Origin of the sequence: Sinomonas atrocyanea, assembly GCF_001577305.1 — a bacterium.
GTDB classification, from domain to species: Bacteria; Actinomycetota; Actinomycetes; order Actinomycetales; family Micrococcaceae; genus Sinomonas; species Sinomonas atrocyanea.
Genome location: NZ_CP014518.1, coordinates 2,164,440 through 2,189,303, shown reverse-complemented (window position 1 = coordinate 2,189,303; position 24,864 = coordinate 2,164,440). Strand labels below are relative to the sequence as shown.

At 71.1% G+C, this 24,864-nt stretch carries 18 protein-coding genes, 3 tRNA genes and 1 pseudogene; 9 read left to right on the top strand and 13 right to left on the bottom strand.

Features of this window, described 5'->3' with window-relative positions:
- Positions 1-91: 91 nt before the first annotated feature.
- Both SA2016_RS10045 and SA2016_RS10040 read right to left on the bottom strand, forming a co-directional pair.
- Positions 92-1,303, bottom strand: a complete 1,212-nt coding sequence (locus SA2016_RS10045; protein ID WP_066497720.1) for a chitinase — start codon at positions 1,301-1,303, stop codon at positions 92-94.
- Positions 1,304-1,317: 14 nt separating this feature from the next.
- Positions 1,318-3,642 carry a bifunctional polysaccharide deacetylase/glycosyltransferase family 2 protein gene (locus tag SA2016_RS10040; RefSeq protein WP_229711001.1) on the bottom strand — a complete coding sequence of 775 codons (2,325 nt, stop codon included), beginning with the start codon at positions 3,640-3,642 and terminating at the stop codon, positions 1,318-1,320.
- Between the two features lie 466 nt (positions 3,643-4,108).
- Here SA2016_RS10040 and SA2016_RS10035 point away from each other — a divergent pair, with 466 nt between their 5' ends.
- Complete coding sequence (locus SA2016_RS10035; protein ID WP_066497719.1) at positions 4,109-5,392, top strand: helix-turn-helix domain-containing protein; 1,284 nt, start codon at positions 4,109-4,111, stop codon at positions 5,390-5,392.
- A gap of 36 nt (positions 5,393-5,428) precedes the next feature.
- Here the strand turns inward: SA2016_RS10035 and SA2016_RS10030 are convergent, their stop codons facing one another.
- Positions 5,429-6,550: an acyl-CoA dehydrogenase family protein gene (locus SA2016_RS10030; protein WP_066502323.1), complete on the bottom strand. Its 1,122-nt coding sequence runs from the start codon at positions 6,548-6,550 to the stop codon at positions 5,429-5,431.
- Positions 6,551-6,671: 121 nt separating this feature from the next.
- On the bottom strand, positions 6,672-7,994 hold the full coding sequence (locus SA2016_RS10025) for a M20/M25/M40 family metallo-hydrolase (RefSeq protein ID WP_066497718.1): 1,323 nt from the start codon (positions 7,992-7,994) through the stop codon (positions 6,672-6,674).
- A 168-nt stretch (positions 7,995-8,162) separates the two neighbouring features.
- Here SA2016_RS10025 and SA2016_RS10020 point away from each other — a divergent pair.
- Positions 8,163-8,246, top strand: a tRNA-Leu gene (locus SA2016_RS10020).
- 259 nt (positions 8,247-8,505) lie between these two features.
- A tRNA-Leu gene (locus tag SA2016_RS10015) sits at positions 8,506-8,589 on the top strand.
- Positions 8,590-8,682: 93 nt separating this feature from the next.
- On the opposite strand, the gene SA2016_RS10010 is transcribed toward SA2016_RS10015, so the two are convergent.
- From SA2016_RS10010 to SA2016_RS21435, 4 genes are all read right to left on the bottom strand, one after another.
- Positions 8,683-10,176: an HNH endonuclease gene (locus SA2016_RS10010; protein WP_218030550.1), complete on the bottom strand. Its 1,494-nt coding sequence runs from the start codon at positions 10,174-10,176 to the stop codon at positions 8,683-8,685.
- 146 nt (positions 10,177-10,322) lie between these two features.
- Positions 10,323-11,276 carry a MaoC family dehydratase gene (locus SA2016_RS10005; RefSeq protein WP_066497717.1) on the bottom strand — a complete coding sequence of 318 codons (954 nt, stop codon included), beginning with the start codon at positions 11,274-11,276 and terminating at the stop codon, positions 10,323-10,325.
- Positions 11,273-12,700, bottom strand: a complete 1,428-nt coding sequence (locus SA2016_RS10000) for a 3-oxoacyl-ACP reductase (RefSeq protein WP_066497716.1) — start codon at positions 12,698-12,700, stop codon at positions 11,273-11,275. Before SA2016_RS10000 ends, SA2016_RS10005 begins: the two co-directional genes overlap by 4 nt.
- Before the next feature lie 23 nt (positions 12,701-12,723).
- Positions 12,724-13,266: a hypothetical protein gene (locus tag SA2016_RS21435; protein WP_157089156.1), complete on the bottom strand. Its 543-nt coding sequence runs from the start codon at positions 13,264-13,266 to the stop codon at positions 12,724-12,726.
- Positions 13,267-13,269: 3 nt separating this feature from the next.
- Between SA2016_RS21435 and SA2016_RS21430 the strand changes: the two genes are divergently transcribed.
- Positions 13,270-13,366 (top strand) — tRNA-Gly (locus SA2016_RS21430).
- Positions 13,367-13,725: 359 nt separating this feature from the next.
- On the opposite strand, the pseudogene SA2016_RS22635 reads toward SA2016_RS21430, so the two are convergent.
- Positions 13,726-13,938, bottom strand: a pseudogene (locus SA2016_RS22635) (thiolase family protein); the annotation flags it as partial.
- Positions 13,939-14,114: 176 nt separating this feature from the next.
- Here SA2016_RS22635 and SA2016_RS09990 point away from each other — a divergent pair.
- The 3 genes from SA2016_RS09990 to SA2016_RS09980 all read left to right on the top strand — a co-directional run bounded on the left by SA2016_RS09990 (position 14,115) and on the right by SA2016_RS09980 (position 17,432).
- Positions 14,115-14,831 carry a TetR/AcrR family transcriptional regulator gene (locus SA2016_RS09990; protein ID WP_084249438.1) on the top strand — a complete coding sequence of 239 codons (717 nt, stop codon included), beginning with the start codon at positions 14,115-14,117 and terminating at the stop codon, positions 14,829-14,831.
- Entirely contained in the window at positions 14,828-16,903 is a 2,076-nt protein-coding gene (locus tag SA2016_RS09985) for an acyl-CoA dehydrogenase family protein (RefSeq protein ID WP_066497714.1), read from the top strand. The genes SA2016_RS09990 and SA2016_RS09985 overlap by 4 nt, the downstream gene beginning before the upstream one ends.
- A gap of 85 nt (positions 16,904-16,988) precedes the next feature.
- Entirely contained in the window at positions 16,989-17,432 is a 444-nt protein-coding gene (locus tag SA2016_RS09980; protein WP_229710674.1) for an Hsp20/alpha crystallin family protein, read from the top strand.
- A gap of 95 nt (positions 17,433-17,527) precedes the next feature.
- Here SA2016_RS09980 and glgA read toward each other — a convergent pair whose 3' ends face one another.
- Positions 17,528-18,724 (bottom strand): glycogen synthase, encoded by a 1,197-nt coding sequence (gene glgA, locus SA2016_RS09975; RefSeq protein WP_066502316.1) that lies wholly within the window; start codon positions 18,722-18,724, stop codon positions 17,528-17,530.
- A 169-nt stretch (positions 18,725-18,893) separates the two neighbouring features.
- Between glgA and SA2016_RS09970 the strand changes: the two genes are divergently transcribed.
- A complete protein-coding gene (locus SA2016_RS09970) occupies positions 18,894-20,279 on the top strand; it encodes a glucose-1-phosphate adenylyltransferase (protein WP_066502314.1) in 1,386 nt (461 codons plus the stop codon).
- 90 nt (positions 20,280-20,369) lie between these two features.
- Positions 20,370-21,833, top strand: coding sequence for an SDR family NAD(P)-dependent oxidoreductase (locus tag SA2016_RS09965; protein ID WP_066497712.1), 1,464 nt, complete (start codon positions 20,370-20,372; stop codon positions 21,831-21,833).
- Positions 21,834-21,937: 104 nt separating this feature from the next.
- Here SA2016_RS09965 and SA2016_RS09960 read toward each other — a convergent pair whose 3' ends face one another.
- The 3 genes from SA2016_RS09960 to SA2016_RS09950 form a co-directional block, all read right to left on the bottom strand.
- Positions 21,938-22,861, bottom strand: a complete 924-nt coding sequence (locus SA2016_RS09960; protein ID WP_066497710.1) for a DUF559 domain-containing protein — start codon at positions 22,859-22,861, stop codon at positions 21,938-21,940.
- Between the two features lie 165 nt (positions 22,862-23,026).
- Positions 23,027-23,878 carry a transglutaminase family protein gene (locus tag SA2016_RS09955; RefSeq protein ID WP_066497708.1) on the bottom strand — a complete coding sequence of 284 codons (852 nt, stop codon included), beginning with the start codon at positions 23,876-23,878 and terminating at the stop codon, positions 23,027-23,029.
- Complete coding sequence (locus SA2016_RS09950; protein ID WP_066497706.1) at positions 23,875-24,801, bottom strand: alpha-E domain-containing protein; 927 nt, start codon at positions 24,799-24,801, stop codon at positions 23,875-23,877. Before SA2016_RS09950 ends, SA2016_RS09955 begins: the two co-directional genes overlap by 4 nt.
- Positions 24,802-24,864 lie beyond the last annotated feature (63 nt).

Genomic DNA, 24,864 nt, shown 5'->3' with positions numbered 1-24,864 from the left:
ACGACGACGGCCGGCGCCTTCGCAGCGGAAGGCGCCGGCCGTCGTCGTGCGTCGCTCAGGGTTGGGTCGCGCAGGGTCAGGCCGCGTAGGGTCAGGAGGCCTTGGGCGAGGCCGAGGGCATCAGGCCGGAGGACAGCGCCGCAGCGAAGGCGCCGCGGTTCTGGCCGACGACGCCGCTGCAGGTGTCCGCGGCCTCGGGCTCCCTGGCGTCGTTCTGCCGCAGGCCCTCTCCCGGGGAGCAGGCGCGGTCCCTGTTGAGCGACCACATGGACAGGCGGGCGATGCCGCGGTCATGGACGAACTGGTTCAGTCCCCTGGCCGCCTGGAGGTCGAAGGTCTCCCCCACCACGTCGTTGGCCCCGATCATCGGGGTGAGGCCGAGCTTCTTCCAGGCCTGGGCCTCCTGGCCCTGCCCGAGGCCGAAGATCTGGGCGAGCTGCCAGTGGGTGCTCGTGGCGGCCTCGATCGAGGTCTGGAGCATCTTCTGGCCCGAGGCGGGTCCCTCGTAGTCCATCGTCATGATGTTCACGCCGGCGAGGTCGACGCCTCCCCGCACGGTCTGCAGGACCACCGCCGAAGCTTCAGGGGACAGTCCCTGGGCGGTCACGGGCAGGGTCAGCCACACCTGCGGCATGCGCGGCGCGCCCAGGTCGCCGAGGACCTGTCGCAGGGCCTGGACGCGCCGGTCGGTCGCTGCGACGTCCGAGAGGTTCCGGGCCTCGATGTCGAAGTCGAGCACGTCGGGGGCGTAGCGGTCGATGACCTTCCTGTAGGCCTGCGCGAGCGCCTGCGCGTCGGGGCACTTCCTCGCGAGCTCGTCGCCGGCCGCTCCGCCGAAGGAGAGGGCCACCCCGTGCCCCTTCGCGCGCAGCTGCGCGACGCGGTGGTCGAGGTCCAGCTCGGTGGCCGCCTTGTCCAACGAGTACTGCCCGCCCCAGGACGGCTCGCACGGGTTGGCCGGATCGGCGATGACGAAGGCGAGGACGGCCCTCCCGTCGGGGCTGCTGTCGTCGAAGGGGTACAGGGGCTTCAGGGTCACGTCCGCGTACCCGCCGAACCAGGGAGCACTGCCTGAGGCCGACCCCGGTGCGGAGCCGGACGCCGGTCCCGATGCTGCGGCGTCGGAGGTCGCCGGTGTCCCTCCCGGGCCGGACGCCGCCCGGCCTCCCGAGGCCTGGCCGCCCCCTCCCGGTCCGCTGGTTGAGGACACGGCGATCGTGAGGCCCAGCGTGACCAGTGCGGCGAGGAGCCCGAGCCCGAGGAGCAGGAAGGGGGCTCTGCGCCGTGCTGACGGACGGGCCATGGCTCAGGCCGCGCTCACCGGGGGTCGCTGGACAGCATCGGCAGGGCGGAGTCCCTGGACATGACGGGGACGGCCGCGGGCTTGCCTGGGCGCGGCTTCTCGCGCGCGGGTGCCTGCACGCCCTGGCTCGCGGCGGTCGCCGACGGGACCAGCACGCTGTTGGTGCGCTCAGGCCGGTACCAGCCCACCATGCGGCCGCGGGCTGCATGCAGCAGGGAGCCGTAGAGCACATAGGCCCGCAGCGGCTCGTAGATGAGGCGGTAGAGCGGCACCATGAGGAGGTGGCGCGGGCTCTCGCGGACCATGATCACGGCCACAGTAGAGATGATCAGGTGGGCCCCGGCGACGAAGGCGGCGAAGATCGCGATCGGCGCCCACTGGCCCTGAGCGAGGATGACACCGGCCACCATGAAGGTCATCGGCATGAAGACCAGGGGGATGAGCACCGAGATCAGCGCGTAGGGCATGCTCACGAGGCCCAGCACCCCGTACTTGGGGTTGAAGAGCATCTTCCGGTGCTTGTAGAGCGCCTGGATGTTGCCGTAGGTCCACCGCAGGCGCTGCTTGGCGAGGCCCTTGAGGGTCATCGGAGCCTCCGTCCAAGCGACCGCCTTGTTCTCCTGGACGATGCTGTACCCCAGGCCCTGAATGGTCAGGGTGAGGTCCGAATCCTCCGCCAGGGTGTCGTGGGAGTAGCCGCCCGCCTGGAGCAGGGCCTCCCGCCGCCAGGCCGCGCAGGCACCGGGGACAATCGAGATCGCCCCTACGGCGCCCTCTGCCATCCTCGTGACGCAGATGCCGGAGATGTACTCGAGGGCCTGCCACGCCGTGATGATGTTGTGCCGGTTGCCGACCTTCACGTGGCCGGCCACGGCGCCGAGCGGCTTCTTGTGCGAGGTGTCCAGGAAGTGCCGGGCGAACATCCTGATGGTCTGCGGCTCGAAGATCGTGTCCCCGTCCAGCGTCACGACGATCTCGCCGCGGGAATGGGCGATCCCATTGTTGCTCGCCGCGGACTTCCCGCCGTTCGGCTGGTCCACGACCCGCAGCTGGGGCCACGAGCGGGCATACTCCCGCAGGATCGCCAGCGTGCGGTCCGTTGATCCGTCGTTCACGGCCACGACCTCGAAGGCCGGATAGTCGCTGGCCATCAGCGCATCCAGAGTCTTGGTCACCACGGCTTCCTCGTTGAAGACCGGGAGGACCACGCTGACAAAGGGAAGCTGGGCGTCCGGGATCACCTCCCAGCGCTTCCTGCGCTGCCGGCCATTGGAGATGAGGGCGAGGATCACGTACAGGATGGACATGACGCTGAGCGATCCGATCCCGAACCAGAACAGCCACGAGATCACGATGTCCGGGACGAGGGTCAGCGACGCGCCGACCGCCACCGTCGCAAGGTCGTCGGCGTTGGGCGTGATCTTCTGGGGCAGATCCTTCGGGTCCAGCATCGGTGCCAGTGTTGTGAAGGTGTAGCCCTCCGCCTTCGCCTTGGTGATGAAGTCCTGGAGCATGTGGATCGTGGCCTGGCGGTCTCCGCCGCCGTCGTGCATGAGCACGACGTGGCCCTTGCCGTCCAGCTGCGGCGTGGGAATCGGCGCCCCGGGCGGGTAGGACCAGTCCAGCGTGTCGAGATCGAGGTCGACGTGGATGTAGCCGAGCTGCTGGGCCTGGAGGACACCGACGAGGTTGCCCTGGGGGTTGCCCTCAGGCAGGCGGAAGAGCCGCGACGCATAGCCGGTGAGGCCCCTGATGAGGTGGTCGTTGCCGATCAGCTGCTCGCGGTTGACCAGGTCGGGGTTGTCCGTGAAGCTCGCGTGCGTGAGGGTGTGGTTGCCGACCATGTGGCCCTCGCGGACCTCCCGCTGGACGAGCTCGGGGTAGGCGGACATCTCGTAGCCCACGTCGAAGAAGGTCGCAGGCACCTTCTCCTTGGACAGGAGGTCCAGGAGCGCCGGAGTGTTGCGCGGGTCCGGGCCATCGTCGAAGGTGAGGATCAGTTGGTGGTCGTCGGGAACCCCATAGTTGTCGACCACGTAGGGGTGGTCCCCGATCGTCTTTGCCTCATCCGGCGTGGCCTGCCGGAAGATGGTGTTGCTGAACGGGTCCTTGAGGTACACGTTCCTGCCCTGCCGCGCGGCGACCGCGACCCTCTGGAAGATGCCGTTCTCGTCGCCGACGACGGGGACATCCTCGGGGTCGCCCTGGGCCAGCAGCTGGCGGGGGTAGTCGGGCGAGGTATTCAAGGTGGTCGCCCACAGCGGAGCCGCGGCACTGGGCAGGATCCACACCAGGGGGACGGTCAGGACGACGAAGACCGCGACCAACGTGCCGAGCACCCGTGACCACCTGTTCCCGCTCGGGTCGAAGAAGACGGGCTTCCCTACGCCGGATTGCGGACGTCTCATAGAGGAACCCCCAAAAGAAGTGAGCGGCATGGACGGCGAGGGGCCTTCGGCGACGTGCATTGCACGCGTCGGAGTGGACTCGCTGTCCGGTCCGTCTGGTGGCGTCGTGAGCTTGTGGCTCGGTCGCTTGTGGCTCTGTAGAAGGAGTAGAGCGGGCGGCCCGTTGCGTCGCCGTTATCACTGGAGCGCGGGCGCAGCCGGCTGTCGCGGCGGCCGATAACGCGGGCGCAACGGGCGCTGGGATTCACTCGTCAGCGATGGCAGGGGGACCTGGATTGGCCCGTCGTCGAGCCGTTCCGAGGGGAGCCATCGCAGAGGCAGGGCGGAAGCAGACCCGCCGGCCCCGCCCTCGTGCCCGGTGCCCTCGGAGCACCCTGTCTCAGAAGAGGTACAGCTGATGGGGATCGATTTCGGAAGGATGCTCAGGACCGAACGCCTCCGGCGCGGACTCACCCAGGCCCAGCTGGGCGACGGGGCCTACGAGCCGAGCTACATCTCGATGCTCGAGACCGGCCGCCTGGAGCCCTCGGCGCAGGCGATCCAGGAGCTCTCGGGCCGGCTGGCCAGCGCCCCCCATGCCATGCCGTGGTGGAGCGGACCTCCTATGCCTGCGGAGGCCGAGTACGTCTTCTCGAGCCTGTGCGCCCAAGCGGCCTGCGACGTGCGGGAGTACGCGCGCGCCTCATCCCACGCGGCCATTGCCGCGCGCCTTGCCCGGGAGGCCGCGGACACCTCCGCTTGGTGGGAGATGACGTTCATCCAGGCCGAATGCCTCATGCGGGAAGGCAGGCTCACGAGGTCGCTGCGCACCGCGCAGGACCTGCTCGAGCACTCCGCGCTCGCCGGGGACCGCGAGCTCGAGGCCCGCGCCCACCAGCTCTACGGGGAGATCTGCCACCGCCATGGACGGCTCGAGGCTGCGGTCGAGCATGCCCGCCGTGCCACGGAGCTCTCCGAGGGCTTCTCGGCCCGCTCCGCGGTCCGCGTCGCCTCCCTCTGCTCGCTCATCCATGCGCTCGCGGACAGCGGCAGGACAGAGGCGGCGTGGGAGTGGTGCGCGAACCTCACAGCCCTCGTGGCGAAGGCCCCGGTGGACCGCCTGGTCTGCCGGGCGGAGTGGGTGATCGGGAAGGTCGCCTTCCTGCGGTCCGACGAGGCCGAGGGGTCGCTGCACCACGAGCGGGCCGCGCAGTTCCTGCTCGCCCTCGAGGACATCGAGCTGTGGGCGCGCTTCAATCGGAGTTCCGCTGCGGCGCGGCTCGAGGGAGGCATTCTCGGCCCGGACACCGTCACTGCGATCGAGCGCGCGGAGCTCGCGCTCGTCATCGCCGGCGGGAGCGACGCCGACCAGCTCGAGACCGCGCTCGTCCGCGCCCGGTGGCTCTACCTGACCGGTGCCCTGGAGGAATCGGCCCGGCTCCTCCAGGGCATCAACAGGGAGAGGAACCTCCTTGGCCCCCATGTCACCGCCGAGGCGTGCCTGCTCTACGGGCGGTGCCTGAAGGACCTCGGTCAGGACGTCGAGGCGCTGCGGGCCCTCGAGGAGGCCCACGAGCAGTTCAGGTATGCGGGCATCCCCCTCAAGGCCGAGCAGGCCAGAGACCGGATTCTCGAGCTCCGGCAGTCCGCGCTCGTCCAGGCCGACGCGCCGCAGGCGGTTCCCGGTCCGGTCAGCCCCTGAACGCAGGATGACCCGGCTCCCGGCACGGCGGGCCCGCTAGTCCTCGAGCGGCCCCAGCACGTTCGTCGCGACCGTAGAGTGCGCCGACTCGGGGTCCGACGGGTGGTAGAGGCCGGCGAGGACGTCCCGGTACAGCCGCTCGAGCTCGCTGCCCCGGAAGTAGCCGCCGCCTCCGGCCACCCGCATCGCGCCGTCCACCACCGCCTTGGCCGTCTGGGTGGCACGGTGCTTGAGCCCGCTCAGGTGCCGGAACCAGGCACTCCCCCGGTCCGCTCCGGCGTCGAGGTCCGCGGCGACCGCGTCGAGCTGCGGGACGATCGCGTCGACCGCCATGGCGAGCTCCGCAATCTGCCACCGGATGTCCGGGTCCTGGGAGTAGGGCCGGCCGCCGCTGCGGTGGGAGCGGCGGCGGTGGGCCGCCGCGACCGCGAGGTCGAGGGCCCGCTCGGCGATGCCGGTGTAGACGGCCGCGAGGAGCGTCTCGAACACCGCGAAGATGCCGAAGACGAGAAGGTCGGGGTGCGGGCCCACGGGCAGCCGACGCACGATCCGGTCCGCCGGAGCGACGGCTCCCTCCAGGACCGTGGTGCGCGACTGGCTCGCGCGCATGCCGAGCGTGTTCCAGTCGTCGAGGTGCCGCCAGCCCGGCCGGTCCCGGCGGATGAAGCCCCACACGAGGGCCGGTTCCTGGCCGGTGGTGTCCTTGCCGAACGTCCCCATGCGGGTCCACGCGGGCGCGAGGCTCGTGAAGACCTTCGTGCCCGTGAAGCTGTAGCCGCCGTCGGACTGCGGGACGGCCTCCGTGATGGAGTCGAAGAGCACGGCGTCGTTGCCGGCCTCCGAGACGCCGAAGGCGAACACCTCCCCCGCCGCCGCCTCCTCGAGGACGAACGCAAGGCTCGCGTCCCCCCGGTCAGCCAGCAGCCGCGCCACACCCGTCCAGACGAGGTGCATGTTGACGGCCAGCGCCGTGGCGGGCGCGGCCTGGGCGAGGCGCCGCTGGAGGCGCACGACGTCGGCCATGCCGGCTCCCAGCCCGCCGTCGCCCGGGGCGACGAACGCCTTCAGGTACCCGGCCGCGACGAGCGCGTCGAGGTCCTCCTGGAAGAACTCGTTGCGCTCGTCGTAGCCGGGGGCGCGCGAACGGATCTCCTCCATCAGCGCCTCGGGCAGGACGGCGGCGGGGTCGAGTGCCACGCTGCTTCCCTCCTCTTCTTGTGGGGTCTCTGGCAGGGAGTTGTGGGGTCTCTGGCAGAGAGTTGCGGGGTCTTCGGCGCGGTCAGTACGTGGTCAGCAGGCGGCGCAGCACGCGCGCGCCGAACTGCAGCGAGTCCGCGGGGACCCGCTCGTCCACGCCGTGGAACATGGCGGGGAAGTCCAGCTCGGCCGGGAGTCGGAGCGGGGCGAAGCCGTAGCCGGTGATGCCGAGCCGGCTCAGGGACTTGTTGTCGGTGCCGCCGGAGAGCGTGTACGGCAGCACCACGGCGTCCGGATCCTCCGCGGCGAGCGCGCCGACCATCGCCTCGACGAGGGGGCCCTCGAACGGCGTCTCGAGGGAGACGTCGTGGTGGATGTAGCTGAAGTCGACGCCGTCGCCGGCGAGTTCCCTGAGCTTGGCGAGGACGAGCTCGTCCTGTCCGGGGAGGGTACGGGTGTCCACGCGCGCCTCGGCGGTGCCGGGGATGACGTTGTCCTTGTAGCCGGCCTTGAGGACGGTGGGGTTGGAGGTGTTCTGGAGGGTCGCGCCGACGAACCGGGCCACAGTGCCGAGCTCCTTGAGGAGGATCTCGGGGTTCTCAGGATCGAATTCGACGCCGGTGAGCTCGGTGACGCCGTCGAGGAACCGCCGCGTGGTGTCGGTGAGCTCGATGGGCCAGGCGTAGTCGCCGATGCGGGACACCGCCCGGGCAAGTCGCGTCACGGCGTTGTCGTCGTTGACCTGGGATCCGTGGCCGGCGCGGCCCTGGGCCTTGAGGCTCAGCCAGCCGAGGCCCTTCTCGGCCGTCTGGAGCAGGTAGGCGCGCTTCCCGCCGATCTGGGCAGAGAAGCCGCCCACCTCGCTGATGGCCTCGGTGGCGCCATCGAACAGGTCACGCCGGTTGTCCACGGCCCAGCGGGCGCCGTACGCCCCGCCGGCCTCCTCGTCGGCGAACATCGCGATGACGAGGTCCCGGCGCGGGCGGCTGCCCGTGTGCTGCATCTCGCGCACCACGGACAGGATCATGGCGTCCATGTCCTTCATGTCCACGGCACCGCGGCCCCAGATGAGCCCGTCCTTGAGCTCTGCCGCGAACGGGTCGACACTCCAGTCTTCCTTCTGGGCGGGGACCACGTCGAGGTGGCCGTGGACCACCAGGGCCCCGGCACTCGGGTCAGTGCCCTCGAGGCGCACCACCACGTTCGCCCGGCCTGGCGCAGACTCGAACAGCTCGGGCTCGAGCCCCACGTCGGCGAGGAGGCCGGCGGTGTACTCGGCGGCGGCCCGCTCCCCCGGTCCCGACCCGTCTCCGAAGTTGGAGGTGTCGAAGCGGACGAGGTCCTGGCAGATGCCCACCACCTCGTCCTCGGCGGTGGCCTGGCCCTGGGCGGCGTGGTCGGTCATGGGTCCTCCTCAGCGTCTCCGGTGCCCCCAGCCTAGTCCCGCGCCTGGGCGCGTCTCCCCCGGCAGCGGCGCCGGGACCGATTTCGGCTTGGGACGCGGATCGTGTAGAGTCTTTCTCGCTGCCCGGGAGGGAAACGAGTGATCGGTTCGCTTCCGAGGTTGCTGCCTGCGCGGGTGGCGGAATGGCAGACGCGCTAGCTTGAGGTGCTAGTGCCCGAATAGGGCGTGGGGGTTCAAGTCCCCCTCCGCGCACAGACGGAGCCCCGGTCTTCTGACCGGGGCTCCTTTGTCTGTTCTGGACTTTTGTCTGTTCTGGACTTTTGTCTGTTCCGGAGTCCACGCACGGTGTTCCCGCTGGCCGGTCCCAGCACGAAGTCCACGGTTCCGCGCACGACGGCGGGTGGCCGGCTCGCCCGGGCCGGAGCGCACGCAGCAGGGTCCGGAATGGTGTATGGTTGTGTACCGCTGCTGAGGCCGAAAACGCTGGTTTTGATGGTCCTCAGAGCCGCCCGCGCGGGTGGCGGAATGGCAGACGCGCTAGCTTGAGGTGCTAGTGCCCGAATAGGGCGTGGGGGTTCAAGTCCCCCTCCGCGCACAGACGGAGCCCCGGTCTTCTGACCGGGGCTCCTCTTGTGTGCCCCGCCCCGCCCCCGGCGCGCAAACCTGCGGTAGCGCGAACACGCCATACTCACGCGGCCGTGTGGAAGACGCATTCTCCACCGGGGAACTCGACCCTGTGGCCGATCACCTCCCGCACGCCGGGCAATGGGGGCGCGGTCGATCTGTACCGGTGCCCGGTCGGTGTGGTGACCGTGACGGTGTGCCGGAGCGCCGGCGTGGTCGCATGTCTCCAGCCCGGCGCTTCCTTCGCCTGATTGCAGCGCTCGCACAGGCCCTGGCCGTTGACCGCACTGGTGGGGCCACCTCGTGCCGCCGGAACCACGTGGTCGTGATGGCGGGTCGGGGCATCGCACCAGGGATTCCGGCAGGTCCGGTCCCGCAGCGCGATGAAGTCCCTGAGGCCCGGCGGGAACGCCCGAGACCTCGACTCCAGGGCCGTCACCGATCCCGTGGTGGGCGACGTATAGAGGCGACGGAGCGCCGCGTCCGACGAAGCGAGGACGAGGTCCCGGGCGATCTGGGCCGGCAGCACTCCATAGCCCGCGAGCGCGGCGGGTTCCGGCGAACCGCCGATGAGGGCGGCGTCCGACATCACGACGTTCACGGCGATCCGGACGTCCCCGGCCCAGACCTGCCCAGTGAGCCGCTCGACGAGCGTGTCCGCCATGGTCTGGTCCCTGGTGCGGCCGTCGCCGCCCTGTGGGGCCCGCGGTCCCCTGCCCGGCGCCTCCGCCCGAGAGATCCGGGCAGAATCAGCCGCGGCACACAGGGCCTTGTACGCGGCCACGGCCTGGGCAGCCGGCAGCAGGCAGGACAGGACCGCCATGGAATCCGGGGCGGGTTTCAGCCAGACGCGCCGCTCCGTCACGCCCCGCCGGGCCCGCCTCACTGCGGCCGCCGGATCGAGCCGCTGCGCGTGGGCTCGCGCTTCGGCGGCGAGCTGGCGATCGCCGACGCCCTCACGGGCGTAGGCAGCTACGAGCGCCTCGTCGACGCAGGCCCGATCCCCGACGTCCAGGCAGGCTGTCTCGCGGGCCACCAGCGTGGCGCGCCATTCGTTGATGCGGCCGGCCGCGAGCGCGTTGAGGGTGTGCGGCATCTCGTGCACCAGGGCTTTGGCGAGCCCCAGGAGCCGGCCGCCGCGCGAGGGTGACTCGCAGCGCGCCAACGCGATCGCCTGCCCCGCCTCGGTCGACGGATCGACGACCCGCGGTCGCGTGCCCGTGGCATCTCCGGACTCCACCGACGAAGACGCAGCCCCATCGCCACCCGCACGCCTCTCGCGGATGCGCGTCTCGAGCAGGACGCTGTAGCGGGCCTGGCTCGCCGCGGCCGCGGCCTTCAGCCGTTCCTGGGCGGCGATCCGCTCGAGCAGCTCCGCCTCGTCCAGCTGCAGATCGTCGTCACCGACCGACCCGAGCGCCGTGGCCCAGGCCCCGATGGCCGCAGCGCTCGGCGACCCGTTCCCCACGGCCACGAGGACCTCAGCGATGAGCCGCGAGAGGTCGGCCGCATCCTGCGCCCCTCCCACGGTGACCTGCATCGCCGATGATTCGAACATAGTTTCGATTCTACCGAGCCGGCCCTTCCCCGCCCAGCCCTGTGGAGGACAAGTCCCGCCTGACACGACAACGGCGCCGCCCGCCCCCGCAGGGGGACGGACGGCGCTGTGGCGACCACGCGCCGTCGCGCGTCAGACCGGCAGCCTCAGGCCAGCCGCGCCACGCTCCCGACGAAGTGCCGCCGGCCCGACTTCGCGTGCCACCCCACGAAGTCCGACCGCTCCCAGGAACCCTCCCCGTCCACCGAGTCCGAGATGTTCAGCGCCACCCGCGCGGGCAGGAACACCGGTGCCTCGAAGGACACGTCCCACACGAACGCGTCGCCCTTCGCAGCCCCGATCTCGGCGAGCGCCCGCGACGCCGTGTACATCCCGTGCGCGATGGACCGGCGCATCCCGAGGGCCCGGGCCGAGATCGAGCTGAGGTGGATCGGGTTGAAGTCCCCGGACACGGCCGCGTACTCGCGCCCGGTCTCGGAGCCCAGCCGCCACAGGGCCGTGGGCAGCGGCGCGCGGAAGTCCTCGCGGGCCCCGTTGGCGAGCGGCTTGTCCACGCCCGGCAGGAACACGCCCTTGGCCAGGTAGGTCGAGACCCCGCGCCACACCGGGTCCCCTCCCCCGCCGTCCGTCCCGCCCCGGCGCACCTCCGCCACGACGTCCACCTGCGTCCCGGCGCGGTGACCGGCCAGGTTCTCGGCCCAGGCCGTGACGTCGAGCTCGTCGGTGTAGGTGATCGGCTCGCGGTACTCGATGCGGTTGCGCAGGTGCACCATGCCGAGCAGCGGCAGCGGGAAGTCCTCCCGCCCCATGAAGCTCATCGCCACCGGGAACGCGAGTGCATGCACGTAGCCCGCGGGCACCACGTCCCGCGCCGGCTCGCCGAGAAGGTGCTGGTACTCGGTGAGGCGGGCGACGTCCGGACGCACGACGGCGGCATGGTGCCGGGCGGCGGGCAGCTTCGGGGCGGTCCTGCGCGGCGCGACGAGCGCCCGGGCCGCCTCGGCCGCGGCGGCAACATAGAGCTTGGACAGTGACGGGACTTCGGTGAGCTCGACCGTCTCGGTGCCGGTCTTGCCCTGGCGCGCGCCCTGCGCGCTCACTGCCCGACCAGATTCTGCCCGCACACGCGCAGCACGTTGCCGGAGATGCCCCCAGCGGCGTCGGAGGCCAGGAACGCGATCGCCTCGGCCACGTCCAGGGGCAGGCCGCCCTGCTGCAGCGAGTTGAGGCGCCGGGCCACCTCGCGCGTCGCGAAGGGGATCCTGGCCGTCATCTCGGTCTCGATGAACCCCGGGGCCACGGCGTTCGCGCTCCCGCCGGACGCGGCGAGCCGGGCGGCGGTGGACCGGACCATCCCGATGACCCCTGCCTTGGAGGCGGCATAGTTGGTCTGGCCGCGGTTCCCCGCGATTCCCGAGGTCGAGGCCACCGAGACGAGGCGGAACCCGTCGCCGAGCCTGCCGGAGCCGAGCAGCGCCTCGTTGATGCGCAGCTGGGCCGCGATGTTCACGGCGATGACGGAGTCCCACCGGGCCGGGTCCATGTTGGCCAGGAGCTTGTCCCGGGTGATGCCCGCATTGTGCACGAGGATATCGAGGGCGCCGTGCCGGGCCAGGGCGTGCTCGAGGATCCGCTCGCCGGCCTCGGGCTTGGTGATGTCGAGCTGGAGGGCGGTGCCGCGGACCTCGTTGGCGACCTTGGCGAGGGAGTCTCCCGCCGCGGGCACGTCCACGACGACCACCTTGGCGCCGTCGCGGGCCAGCGTGCGGGCAATCGCCGCGCCGATCCCCCGGGCGGCCCCGGTGACCACCGCGACCTTCCCGGCGAGGGGCTTCTCAGGATCTGCGGGCAGCTCGCCCTTGGCCGTGCCGACGGTGAGGAACTGCCCGTCCACGAACGCCGACCGCCCCGAGAGCAGGAACCGCAGCGCGCCGAGCGCGCTGGGGGCGTCCGCCTCGACGCCCTCGGCGAGCAGGATCCCGTTGCCGGTCGCCCCGCTGTGCAGTTCCTTGGCCAGCGAGCGCAGGATGCCGTCCACGCCGGCGCGGGCGGCGGCGAGCGCGGGCTCGTCCGCGGTCGAGGACCGGCGCGAGACGGTGACGACCCGCGCGCTCGGGCCCAGCGAGCGCAGCGCACGGCCGGCGGCGAGGATCGGCCCGGAGAGGTCCTCGGGCCGCGCCACCGTGTCGAGGGCGAGCACGATCCCGCCGAGCTTCGCTCCGCTTCTTCCGGCGCCGGCCGGGGCGGCGGGCGGGGCGGACGACGACGGCGAGGCACCGGCGTCGTGCGTCCCGCCGGCGGCCGGGGCGACGCCGGGATCCCTGAGCACCTCGACATCCCAGCCCTTCAGCGCCGTCTCGAGCGCATCCGCCCCGGCGCCGGCGCCGACGAGCAGGACGGGCCCCGCCACGAGGGGCGCGCCGGGCTCGTAGCGGCGCAGGGCCACCGGCTGCGGGAGCCCAAGCCGCTTGGCCAGGTCCCGGCCCCAGCCGCGCGAGACGAAGTCGGTGTACTTGTCAGCCATGCCTGTTCCCCTTCCCCCGGCCCTCAGCGGCCCTCGAGGACCGCGACGACGCCCATGCCGCCGGCCGCGCAGACGGAGATGAGCCCGCGGGCCGGGCGGCCGAGGTCTCCGGCGCGGCCGCGCTCGTGGAGCTGCTTGGCGAGGGTCGCGACGATGCGCCCGCCGGTCGCGGCGAACGGGTGGCCGGCGGCGAGCGAGGAGCCGTTGACGTTGAGCTTGGCGCGGTCCACCTTCCCGAAGGCGCCGTCGAGGCCGAGGCGCTCGCGGCAGAAGTCGGCGTCCTCCCAGGCGGCGAGGGTCGCGAGCACGGTGCCGGCGAAGGCCTCGTGGATCTCGAAGTAGTCGATGTCCTCGAGGGTCAGGCCGAGGCGGCCGAGCAGGCGGGGCACCGCGAACACGGGCGCCATGAGCAGTCCGTCCTTGCCGTGCACGAAGTCCACGGCCGCGGCCTCGCCGTCCACGATCTCGGCGAGGACGGGCAGGTCGCGCTCGGCGGCCCAGTCCTCGGAGGCGAGCAGCACGGCGGAGGCCCCGTCGGTGAGCGGGGTCGAGTTGCCGGCGGTCATGCTGGCCTCAGAGCCAAGCTGGCGGCCGAAGACGGGCGAGAGCTTGCCGAGCTTCTCCATCGAGGTGTCGGCGCGGAGGTTCGAGTCCTTCGCGAGGCCGCGGTACGGGGTCACGAGGTCGTCGAAGAAGCCGCGCTCGTAGGCCGCGGCGAGGTTGCGGTGGGACGCGAGCGCCAGCTCGTCCTGGGCCTCGCGCGTGATGTTCCACTGCTTCGTGGTCAGCGCCTGGTGCTCGCCCATGGACAGGCCGGTGCGGGGCTCGTTGGTGCCAGGCGCCATCGGCGCGAGGTCCTTGGGGCGCAGCTTGGAGACGGCCTTGAGCTTCTGCTGGAGGGTCTTGGCGCGGCTGAGCTCGAGGATGACCTCGCGCAGTCCTTCGCTGACCACGATCGGGGCGTCCGAGGCGGAGTCGACGCCGCCGGCGATCGCCGAGTCGAGGCGGCCGAGCTTGATCTTGTCGGAGAGCTGGAGCACGGTCTCGAGGCCGGTCGCGCAGGCCTGCTGCACGTCGTAGGCGGGGGTCTCGGGGCGGAGGGCCGACCCGAGGACGGACTCCCGGGTGAGGTTGAAGTCACGGCTGTGCTTGAGGACGGCGCCCGCGGCGACCTCCCCGATCTGCTCGTCCTGCAGGCCGAAGCGGGCCACGAGCCCGTCGAGCGCGGCGGTGAGCATGTCCTGGTTCGAGGTGCGCGCGTACGCGCCGTTGGCCCGGGCGAACGGGATGCGGTTGCCGCCGACGACGACGGCCTTGCGGATGCCAGGAGAGGAAGGGGTGGGCATAGCGGTCCTCCGGTCGGGAGCTGTGATCTGAATTACCGATACCTAGCGTACCTGATACGCTGAGTACCGTGAACCAAGCCACCGCGAACGACGCCGCGCCGTCGCCCGGCGTCGACGGCCGCACCGCGCGCTGGGCGAGCCACCGCGAGGAACGCCGCGCCGAGCTCGTCCACGCGGCCCGGAGGGCCGTGCACCGGCTCGGACCGGACGTGCCCATGGAGGACATCGCCGCCGTCGCCGGCACGTCGAAGTCCGTCTTCTACCGGTACTTCCGGGACAAGGCGGGCCTGCAGGCCGCCATGGGCTCGCTCGTCCTGGCCCAGATGCAGGAGCGCATCGCGGCCGCGGCCGCCGCCGCGCAGACGCCGTACGAGGGACTGCGGGCCATGGTCGCCGCCTACCTGGGCATGGCCGCGCGCTCGCCGCACGTGTACGAGTTCGTCACGCGGGCGCCAGCGGACCCGGACCGTGCCTTCGGCAGCTTCTTCGACGCCGTCGGGTCCATGATCCAGGCCCCCATGGCCCGGTACCTCGGTCCTACCGCCTCCGCGACGCTCGACTACTGGCCGCCGGCCGCGATCGGGCTCGTCCGCACCGCCGGCGAGCGCTGGCTCACCGCGGCGCCGTCCGAGAACAAGCCATCCCTCGACGACATGGCTGGCCTGATCGCCGACTGGCTCTTCGCGGGCATCGCCGCCCAGGCGACCGTCCCGGTCGGAGCCTCCGCCGAGTCCGACCACCGGCCGGCGCCAGCCGCACCCCTTCCACCACAGGAGACACGATGACGACCCACCAGACCGCTGCCCCTTCTGCATCCGCCGAGGCCGAGGCCGACCTGGCCGACCTCGAGCAGTCGCCGCAGATCGACGTCGCCGCGCTGGGCGAGCTGCTGCTCGGGACCTGGGCCGACGTGCGCCGGCAGGCCCGCGAGCTCGCCGCCCGCCCCGAGCTGCACAAGCTCGAGGGCCTGACCTACACCGAGCACCGCGAGCGCGTCTTCGGCCAGCTGAAGATCCTCGTGGACGAGGGCGCCATCCAGCGGGCCTTCCCGAAGGAGCTCGGCGGCGAGGAGAACCACGGCGGCAACATCGCCGGCTTCGAGGAACTCGTCACCGCAGATCCGTCGCTGCAGATCAAGTCAGGCGTCCAGTGGGGCCTCTTCGGCGCCGCCGTCCTGCACCTCGGCACCGCGGAGCACCACCGCAGGTGGCTCCCGGACATCATGGACCTCACCGTGCCGGGCGCCTTCGCGATGACCGAGATCGGGCACGGCTCCGACGTCGCGAGCATCGGCACCACCGCCACGTACGACGATGCCACGGACGAGTTCGTCATCAACACCCCCTTCCGCGCCGCGTGGAAGGAGTACCTCGGCAACGCCGCAAAGGACGGCATCGCCGCGACCGTCTTCGCCCAGCTCATCGTCAAGGGCGTCAACCACGGCGTGCACGCCTTCTATGTGCCGATCCGCGACCCCCTGACCAAGGAGCCGCTGCCCGGCATCAAGACCGAGGACGACGGCGTCAAGGGCGGCCTCAACGGCATCGACAACGGCCGGCTCTGCTTCGACAACGTCCGCGTCCCCCGGTTCAACCTGCTCGACCGCTACGGCGCCGTGGACGAGGACGGCACCTACACCTCCCCCATCGCGAGCCCGGGCCGCCGCTTCTTCACGATGCTCGGCACGCTCGTGCAGGGCCGCGTCTCCCTCGACGGGGCCGCCGTCGCCGCCTCCAAGGTGGGGCTCACGGCCGCGATCCGCTACGCGGCCGAGCGCCGCCAGTTCAACGCCTCCTCGGACACCGCCGAGGAGATGCTGCTGGACTACCAGCGCCACCAGCGCCGCCTCTTCCCGCTGCTCGCCGCCACGTACGCCATGAGCTTCGCGCACGAGGAGCTGCTGACGAAGTTCGACGGCGTGTTCTCCGGCACGCAGGACACGGATGAGGACCGCCAGGACCTCGAGACCTTCGCCGCGGCGCTCAAGCCGCTCTCCACGTGGCACGCGCTCGAGACGCTCCAGGAGTGCCGTGAGGCGTGCGGCGGCGCCGGCTTCATGATCGAGAACCGCTTCGCGTCCCTGCGAGCGGACCTCGACATCTACGTGACGTTCGAGGGCGACAACAACGTGCTGCTCCAGCTCGTGGCCAAGCGCCTCCTGAACGACTACGCCAAGGAGTTCCGCACCATGAACGTGGGGGCCCTGGCGAAGTTCGCGCTCGGACAGGCGCGCGGCGTGGCGCTCAAGACGGGCCTCGGCGCCGTGGCCCAGTTCATCGCGGACTCCGGCCGGGCCCAGCGCTCCGCCCTCGCCCTCCGCGACCCTGACACGCAGCGGCTCCTGCTCGCCGAGCGCGTCCAGGCCATGGTCGCCCAGGCGGCCCAGGCTCTCCAGGGCGCTACCAAGCTGCCGCAGGCGGAGGCCGCCGCTCGGTTCAACGCGCACCAGAACGAGCTCATCGAGGCCGCTCGCGCCCACGGCGAGCTCCTCCAGTGGGAGGCGTTCACCGAGGCCCTCGAGAAGATCGAGGACCCCGGCACCCGGCAGGTCCTGACGTGGCTGCGCGACCTGTTCGGGCTGACGCTCATCGAGAAGCACCTCGAGTGGCACCTCATGAACGGGCGGCTCTCGATGCAACGCGGACGCACGGTCGGCGAGTACATCAACCGCCTGCTCGCCAGGCTCCGCCCGCACGCCCTCGACCTCGTCGACGCGTTCGGCTACACGCAGGAGCACCTGCGGGCGACCGTGGCGAGCGGCGTCGAGGCCCGGCGGCAGGAGGAGGCCGCGGCCTACTACGCCGCGCTGCGCGCCTCGGGCCAGGCGCCCCTGAAGGAGAAGAACGTCAAGAAGTAGGCCCCTTCCCCGTGCCCGCGGCCGGGTCTAGCCTGAAGGCAGGACCCGGCCGCACCGGTGCCCGGGGCACGTCAGGAGGATATCCATGGGCGATGGATGGGGCCGCAGAGGCCCGTGGGACATGATGCCGGAGGGGATGCGCCGCTTCGGCTTCCCCGACCAGTTCAAGCGCTTCGTCGACGAGTGGGAGACGGCGTGGCTGCGCACCGAGCAGTTCCGCGACGGAGATTCCCTCGTGGTCCGGGCCGAGCTTCCCGGGATCGACCCCGAGAAGGACGTCGAAGTGACGGTGCAGGACTCGACGCTCTCGATCAAGGCCGAGCGGCGCGAGGACACCGCCAACCGGACCAAGGGCGGCTACCGCAGCGAGTTCCGCTATGGCTCGTATGCGCGCACCGTCGAGCTCCCGCGCGGCGCCCGCGGCGAGGACGTGAAGGCGAGCTACCACGACGGCGTGCTCGAAGTCCGCGTGCCCATTGCGCCGGAGGCGGGGCCTGGGCCCACCAAGGTCAACGTCAGCCGGGACTGAATCGGCGCTGCGTCACGACAGCTGAGACCACGACGGCGGCGACTCACCCACGCGGGTGAGTCGCCGCCGTCGTGCGCTCGCTTCTCGACTCCAGCCTACGCGAGTACCGACCGGTAGACCTCGAGCGTGGTCTCCGCGATGCTCTCCCACGAGAAGTTCGCCTCGGCGCGGACGCGGCCGGCCTGGCCCATCGCCCGGGCGCGGTCCGGGTCGGCGACGACCTCGGTCAGGGCCGCCGCGAAGTCCGCCACGAACTTCTCCGCATCCAGCGGCGTGCCGGTGCCGTCGCTGACCTGCTCGATCGGGACGAGCAGCCCCGTGGTTCCGTGGTCGACGACCTCGGGGATGCCCCCGGTGGCGGTGGCCACGACCGCCGCGCCGCATGCCATCGCCTCGAGGTTCACGATCCCGAGCGGCTCGTAGATGCTGGGGCACGCGAACGCCGTCGCGTGGCTGAGGACCTGAATGAGCTCGGCGCGCGGGAGCATCCGCTCGATCAGGACCACGCCCTCCCGCTCGGCGCGCAGGCCGTCGATCAGCGCCGCGGTCTCGGCCGCGAGCTCCGGCGTGTCCGCGGCGCCGAGGCAGAGGACGAGCTGGACGTCCGCGGGGAGCTTGGACGCCGCCCGCAGCAGGTACGGCACCCCCTTCTGGCGCGTGTTGCGGCCCACGAACACGACCGAGGGCTTCGCCGGGTCGATCCCGAGCCCCGCGAGGTGCTCGGTGCCCTCGTCGCGGCCCCAGAGCGAGACGTCGATGCCGTTGTGGACCACCTTGACCTTCGCCGGGTCCACCTCCGGGTAGCAGCGCAGGATGTCGGCGCGCATGCCGTGGGAGACGGCGATGATGGCGTCGGCGGCCTCGTACGCCGTCTTCTCCACCCAGGACGAGAGGCGGTAGCCGCCGCCGAGCTGCTCGGCCTTCCACGGCCGCAGGGGCTCGAGGCTGTGCGCGGAGAGCACGTGCGGGATCCCGTGCATGAGCGAGGCGAGGTGGCCTGCCATGTTCGCGTACCAGGTGTGCGAATGGACGAGGTCCGCGCCGGCGACGTCCGGGACGATGCCGAGGTCGATCCCGAGGGTCTGGAGGGCTGCGTTGGCGCCGGAAAGGTACTCGGGGACCTGGTACGAGGTGACCGCTGCCCCGTTCACCTCGGCTTCGCGGGGGGCTCCGAAGGCGTGGACATGCAGGTCCACCTCGCGGGCGAGGACCCTGCTGAGCTCGGCCACATGCACCCCGGCGCCGCCGTAGATCTCCGGGGGGAATTCCTTGGTCACAATGTCGATTCGCACGGTTTCAACGTAGTCGGTCATTGGAACCTGAACTAGTGTGAAGGGGACCGCGTTTCGCAGCCGCGGAGGCCGGGAAAACAGGTCGTGGACACGAGATGACGGGGGTTGCGCAGTGGCACCTAAGAAGGTATTGGCGATCGTCCTCGCAGGTGGGGAGGGCAAGAGGCTGATGCCCCTGACGGCTGACCGGGCCAAGCCCGCCGTGCCGTTCGCCGGAGGGTACCGGCTGATCGATTTCGCGATGTCGAATCTCGTGAATTCCGGCTATCTGCAGATTGTGGTGCTGACCCAGTACAAGTCGCACTCCCTGGACCGGCACATTTCGGAGACCTGGCGGCTCTCCCCGCAGCTGGGCAACTACGTGGCCTCCGTGCCGGCCCAGCAGCGCGTCGGGAAGAGCTGGTTCCTGGGCAGCGCCAACGCGATCTACCAGTCGCTGAACCTGATCCACGACGCCCAGCCGGAGATCGTGGTCGTGGTCGGCGCCGACCACGTGTACCGGATGGACTTCGAGCAGATGGTGGCCTCCCACGTGGCCTCCGGCGCGAAGGCGACCGTCGCCGCGGTCCGGCAGCCGCTGGACATGGCCAACCAGTTCGGCGTCATCGAGACGGATTCTGCCAAGCCGTCGATGATCTCCGCCTTCGTCGAGAAGCCGGCGACGACGCCCGGGCTCCCCGACGACCCTGACCAGTTCCTCGCCTCCATGGGCAACTACGTCTTCGACGCCGACGCCCTCGTCGAGGCGCTCAAGAGCGACGCCGAGCGGCTCGACACGAAGCATGACATGGGCGGCGACATCATCCCCTACTTCGTGGACCGCGGCGAGGCCGGCGTCTACGACTTCACGACGAACGAGATCCCGGGCGCCACGGAACGCGACCGCACGTACTGGCGCGACGTCGGCACCCTCGACTCGTTCTACGAGGCCCACATGGACCTCATCTCCCCGCTGCCGGTGTTCAACCTCTACAACTCCCGGTGGCCGATCTACACCCACCAGAGCGTCTCGCCGCCGGCGAAGTTCGTCCGCGGCGAGGGCGGCACCGTCGGCATCGCGCTCGACTCCATCGTCTCCAGCGGCGTGGTCATCACCGGCGGGATCGTCGAGGGCTCGGTCATCTCGCACGACGTCCGGGTCAACTCCGCCGCGCGGGTCCTCGACTCGGTCGTCATGGACAGCGTCGAGATCGGCGCCGGCGCTGTTGTGAACCGGGCCATCCTCGACAAGAACGTCATCGTCCCGCCCGGCGCCACGATCGGAGTGGACGAGAAGCTCGACAGGCGCCGCGGCTTCGAGGTGACCGCCTCGGGCATCACCGTCCTCGCCAAGGGACAGCTCGTCCCCGAGCCCGACGCCGACGAGCGCCGGCTCGCCGCAGCCTGGCTGGCGAAGATGCCGGCCGCCCTCGAGGACGTGGCCGCGGAGATGCCTGAGGTCGCAGAGAAGATCCAGGAGCGCCACGCCACCGCTGCGGCGCGTGCCACCGGCGGTGAGGGCACCGCCGACGGCGCGTCCTCGCCGTCGTCCGCGGCACGCCGCTCCGCCGGCTGAACCGCCGCACCGGAACTGCCCGCTGCGACGGCGCGGGGCCCGCACGGCCGGGCCCCGCGCCGTCGCGCGTGCGACGTAGAATGGGAAGCCATGAGCTCCCCTGACACGCCAGCCGAACTGACCCCTGAGGAGATCCAGGCCGCCCTCAAGGTCCTCGGCAGCATCCACACGTACGACGAGGAGCACCCCGACTACGTGGCGGTGCGGCGCGCGACCGGCAAGATGTTCAAGGCCCACCGCCGCTTCACCCGGGCGGCGAAGCGGGACGCGATCGCCGAGGCGGACCGGGCTGTCATCGCGCAGACGGCGACGGCCGCGCCCGACCGGATCGATGACGAGACGAAGGGCAACAAGCTCGCGTCCTCGGCCACCGGCGAGATCGCCGGGAACCTCCTCCGCTCACGGCCGTGCTACATCTGCAAGCAGCACTACACGCAGGTGGACGCGTTCTACCACCAGCTCTGCCCCGAGTGCGCCGCGATGAGCCACGCCAAGCGCGATGCGCGTACGGACCTGACCGGGCGACGGGCGCTGCTCACGGGCGGCCGGGCCAAGATCGGCATGTACATCGCGCTGCGGCTCCTCCGGGACGGCGCGCACACAACCATCACGACCCGCTTCCCGAAGGACGCAGCCCGGCGGTTCGCCGCGATGGAGGACTCCGCCGAGTGGCTCGACCGGCTCACCATCGTGGGCATCGACCTGCGCGACCCGTCCCAGGTCATCTCGCTCGCCGACACGCTGGACGCCAAGGGCCCGCTCGACATCATCATCAACAACGCCGCCCAGACGGTGCGGCGCTCGGGAAACGCGTACAAGCCGCTCGTGGACGCCGAGTCCGAGCCGCTCCCCGCCGCCCTCCAGGCGTCCAACGGCGGCCCGCAGCTGCTGACCTTCGGGCATGCGCACGACAGGCACCCGCTCTCGATCGCCGGATCCATGTCCGAGCACCCCGTACTCGCCGGCGACGCCGTGACCTCGCTCGCGCTCTCGACCGGCTCCGCCTCGCTCGAGCGGATCGAGGCCGGGACCGCCATCGACGCCGGCGGGCTCGTGCCCGACCTGGCCGCCGTGAACTCGTGGACCCAAGTCGTGGACCAGGTGGACCCGCTCGAGATGCTCGAGGTCCAGCTGTGCAACGTCACCGCGCCGTTCCTGCTCGTCTCCCGCCTGCGGAATGCGATGCGGCGTTCCACGGCGCGGCGCAAGTACGTGGTCAACGTCTCGGCGATGGAAGGCCAGTTCGGGCGCAAGTACAAGGGGCCCGGGCACCCGCACACCAACATGGCCAAGGCGTCGCTGAACATGATGACGCGCACGAGCGCCGGGGAGATGTTCGAGACCGACCGGATCCTCATGACGGCCGTGGACACCGGCTGGATCACCGACGAGAGGCCGCACTACACGAAGGTGCGGCTCGCTGACGAGGGCTTCCATGCGCCGCTGGACCTCGTGGACGGTGCCGCCCGCGTGTACGACCCGATCGTCATGGGCGAGGCCGGGACCGACCTGTACGGGGTCTTCCTCAAGGACTACCGCCCCAGCCCCTGGTGACGCCCCTGAGGAGCCACCTCCGCACGGTTGAGGAGCCACCTCCGCACCGTTGAGGAGCCACCTCCTCACGGTTGAGGAGCCATCTCCGTCCCGTTGAGGAGCCACTACGCCGCGCGGTCGCGCATCTGTCTTCTGAGTTCACCTCGGACGCGGGCGAAGTCATCCCTCAGGTCTTCCGCGGTGACCACGATGACGGTCCATCCCGCCGCACGGAAGGCGGCGTCCCGCCGGGCATCGCTGAGTCGCTGTGCCTCTGAACGGTGATGGCCGCCGTCGTACTGGATCGCGATCCGGTACGCACGGTAGCCCATATCGGCACTGAAGGACCCCGGATCATAGTCATGCAGGCGGATCTGGAGCTCTGGCTCGGGAAAGTTGTACGCGAGGAGGCTGAGGCGCAGGAGTGACTCCGGCACGGAGTCAGCACCGACGCGCATGTCTCTGAGGGCCTCCCGGCACTTCCCGACGCCTTTCATGCGCCGGTGTCCTCGGAGCATCAGATCGAGCTGCCGCTTCGTGGCGTAGGGCCGGGTGCGCCGTTCGAATTCAGGCCTCGGTTCACGGATCAGCTGGTCACCGACCGCCACGAGCGCGGCGTGGCCGAGCAGGTGCCCGAGGTCGAGCCATGTCCGGGCAGGTGAGCTGAGGCGGATTCCTTCCTCGTGCACCTGCACTTCGCCCGGGAGCACCCGCACGTGATGTCCGACGACGCCGGCGCGCCGCACCCGGGTTGCCGAGGACGACCGGCTCAGGTGGATCGCATCCTGGGTCCTGGCCATCTCCGGGAGCCATAGGCCGTGCAGCGCCGCCGCGGTGGTGTGTGACGCCCATGCGTCCGGCGCGAGGAGCAGGTGGGCCAGCACGCGCTCTCGCAGGCTCGGCACTGCTGCACCCGAGAGGTAGAGCTCGCGGCTGAGGCGCCGCGTGTCGGACCGCAGCACCTCCCGGAAGTCGACGCCTCGGGCTCTCGCCTCCGCGAGCGTGAAGGGGCGGTGGATCAAGGGGTCGAGCGGGTCGGTGCTGTCCATGCGGACATGCTGGCACGCATCGCGAACGCGTGCTCTGGGTTATCCACAGGGGCCGACGGAAGTGACTCCCCAACCCGACGGAAGTGACTCCCCAACCCGACGGAGCCGACTCCCCAACGCGACGGAGGTGACTCCTCAACGCATGGGGGCCGGGTGGTAAGGGCGTCAGGCGAGGCGCGTGATCTCCACGCCGACGTCGAGGTGGGAACCGCCGCCGCCCGAGAGGATCCCCTTCAGCGGGGGCACGTCCCGGTAGTCGCGGCCGCGGGCCACGGTCACGTGGAAGTCGCCTGCCGGCTTGTGGTTGGTGGGGTCCCACGACCGCCACTCGCCGTCCCACCACTCGAGCCACGCGTGGGACTGGCCGGCGACGACCTCGCCGATGTCCGCGCTCGAGCGCGGGTGCAGGTAGCCGGAGATGTACCGCGCCGGGATGCCGAGGCTGCGCAGCGAGCCGATCGCGAGGTGCGCGAGGTCCTGGCAGACCCCCTCACGCTGGTTCCAGGCCTGCTCGGCATCCGTCGTCACCGCCGTCGACCCGGGCCTGTAGCGCATCTCGCCCCGCAGCCACTCGAACACGGCATGGGCGGCGCGGTGCGGGTCGAGGCCCTCCACGACGCCGGGAAGGGTCCCGAGCACCTCGCTCCCCGGTCCCGACAGGCGCGACTGCGGCAGCCAGTCGCTGAACTGGTCCTCGAGCTCGGGGCTGCGCAGGCGCTCCCACGAGACGATGTCCCCCTCGGCCGGCACGCGCTCGACCCGGTGCACCTCGACCGTGGTCGAGGAGACGACCTCGAGGAACTCGTGCGGGATCTGCATGTCGAACGCCGTCACGCGGGTGCCCCAGTAGTCCTTGTACGAGCTCACCGCGGCCTGCGTGGGAGTGACGCGGACCTGCGACTCGAGCACCACCTGCTGGGGCTCGGTCAGCGGCGTCATGCGCGCCTCGTTGTACGAGAGGGTCACGCGCCGGTTGTACCGGTATGCCGTGTGGTGCAGGATCCTCAGCCTGGTCATGAAACCTCTCCCACCCAGGCCTGCTCGTCGGCCCTGTTGAAGTACTTGCGCGAGACCGCGTCAGATGTCTGGGCGACGGCCTTCTGGACGCGCTCCATGTGCTCGGGGAGCTCCACCATCAGGTCGTCCGTGCGGTGGAACTCGAGGAACGTCCGCGCCTGGCCGACGATCCGCCGGGCGTCGTTGATGAACCCCACGCGGGTGTCCGACGGGTCGAGCTTCGCGAGCGCATCGTCCGCGTCGCGCAGGGCGTACACGATCGAGCGCGGGAACAGCCGGTCCATGAGGAGGAACTCGGCGGCGTGGCCCTCGTCGAACGCCGTGCGGCGGGTGCGCAGGAACGACTCGTAGGCGCCCGCGCAGCGGAGCATGTTGACCCAGGACATCCCCGCGGTGTGCACCTCGCGCGTGGAGAGCATCCGCGCGGTCATGTCCGCCCGCTCGAGCGAGCGGCCGAGCACGAGGAACAGCCAGCCCTCGTCGTGGCTCATGGTGGTGTCCGCGAGGCCGCGGACCATGGCGGTGCGCTCGAGCACCCAGTTGCAGAAGCGGTAGGTGCCCACCACGTCCTTGCGGTGCTGGCTGAGCCCGTAGTACGTGGTGTTGAGGCACTCCCACAGGCTCGAGGACACGGTCTCCCGGGCGCGCCGGGCGTTCTCGCGCGCCGCGGCGAGCGAGCCGGCGATGCTCGTGGCGTTCGTGCGGTCGAAGGCGAGCGACTGGAGCAGCTCGGTGAGCCCGAACTCGTCCGCGTCGGCCCGCGATCCCATGACGCCGAGGAGTTCCTGGGCGACGCTGCGCTGGTCCGCGGCGGGCAGGTGGTTGAGCCTTTCGAGGTGCACGTCCAGGATGCGCGCGGTGCCGTCCGCGCGCTCGACATAGCGGCCGATCCAGAACAGGGATTCAGCGATGCGGCTGAGCACGTCGTCCTCCTCGAGGGGTCGTGGTGCGGGCGGGGGTCTGGCGGGCGGGGCCAGCCGTACGAC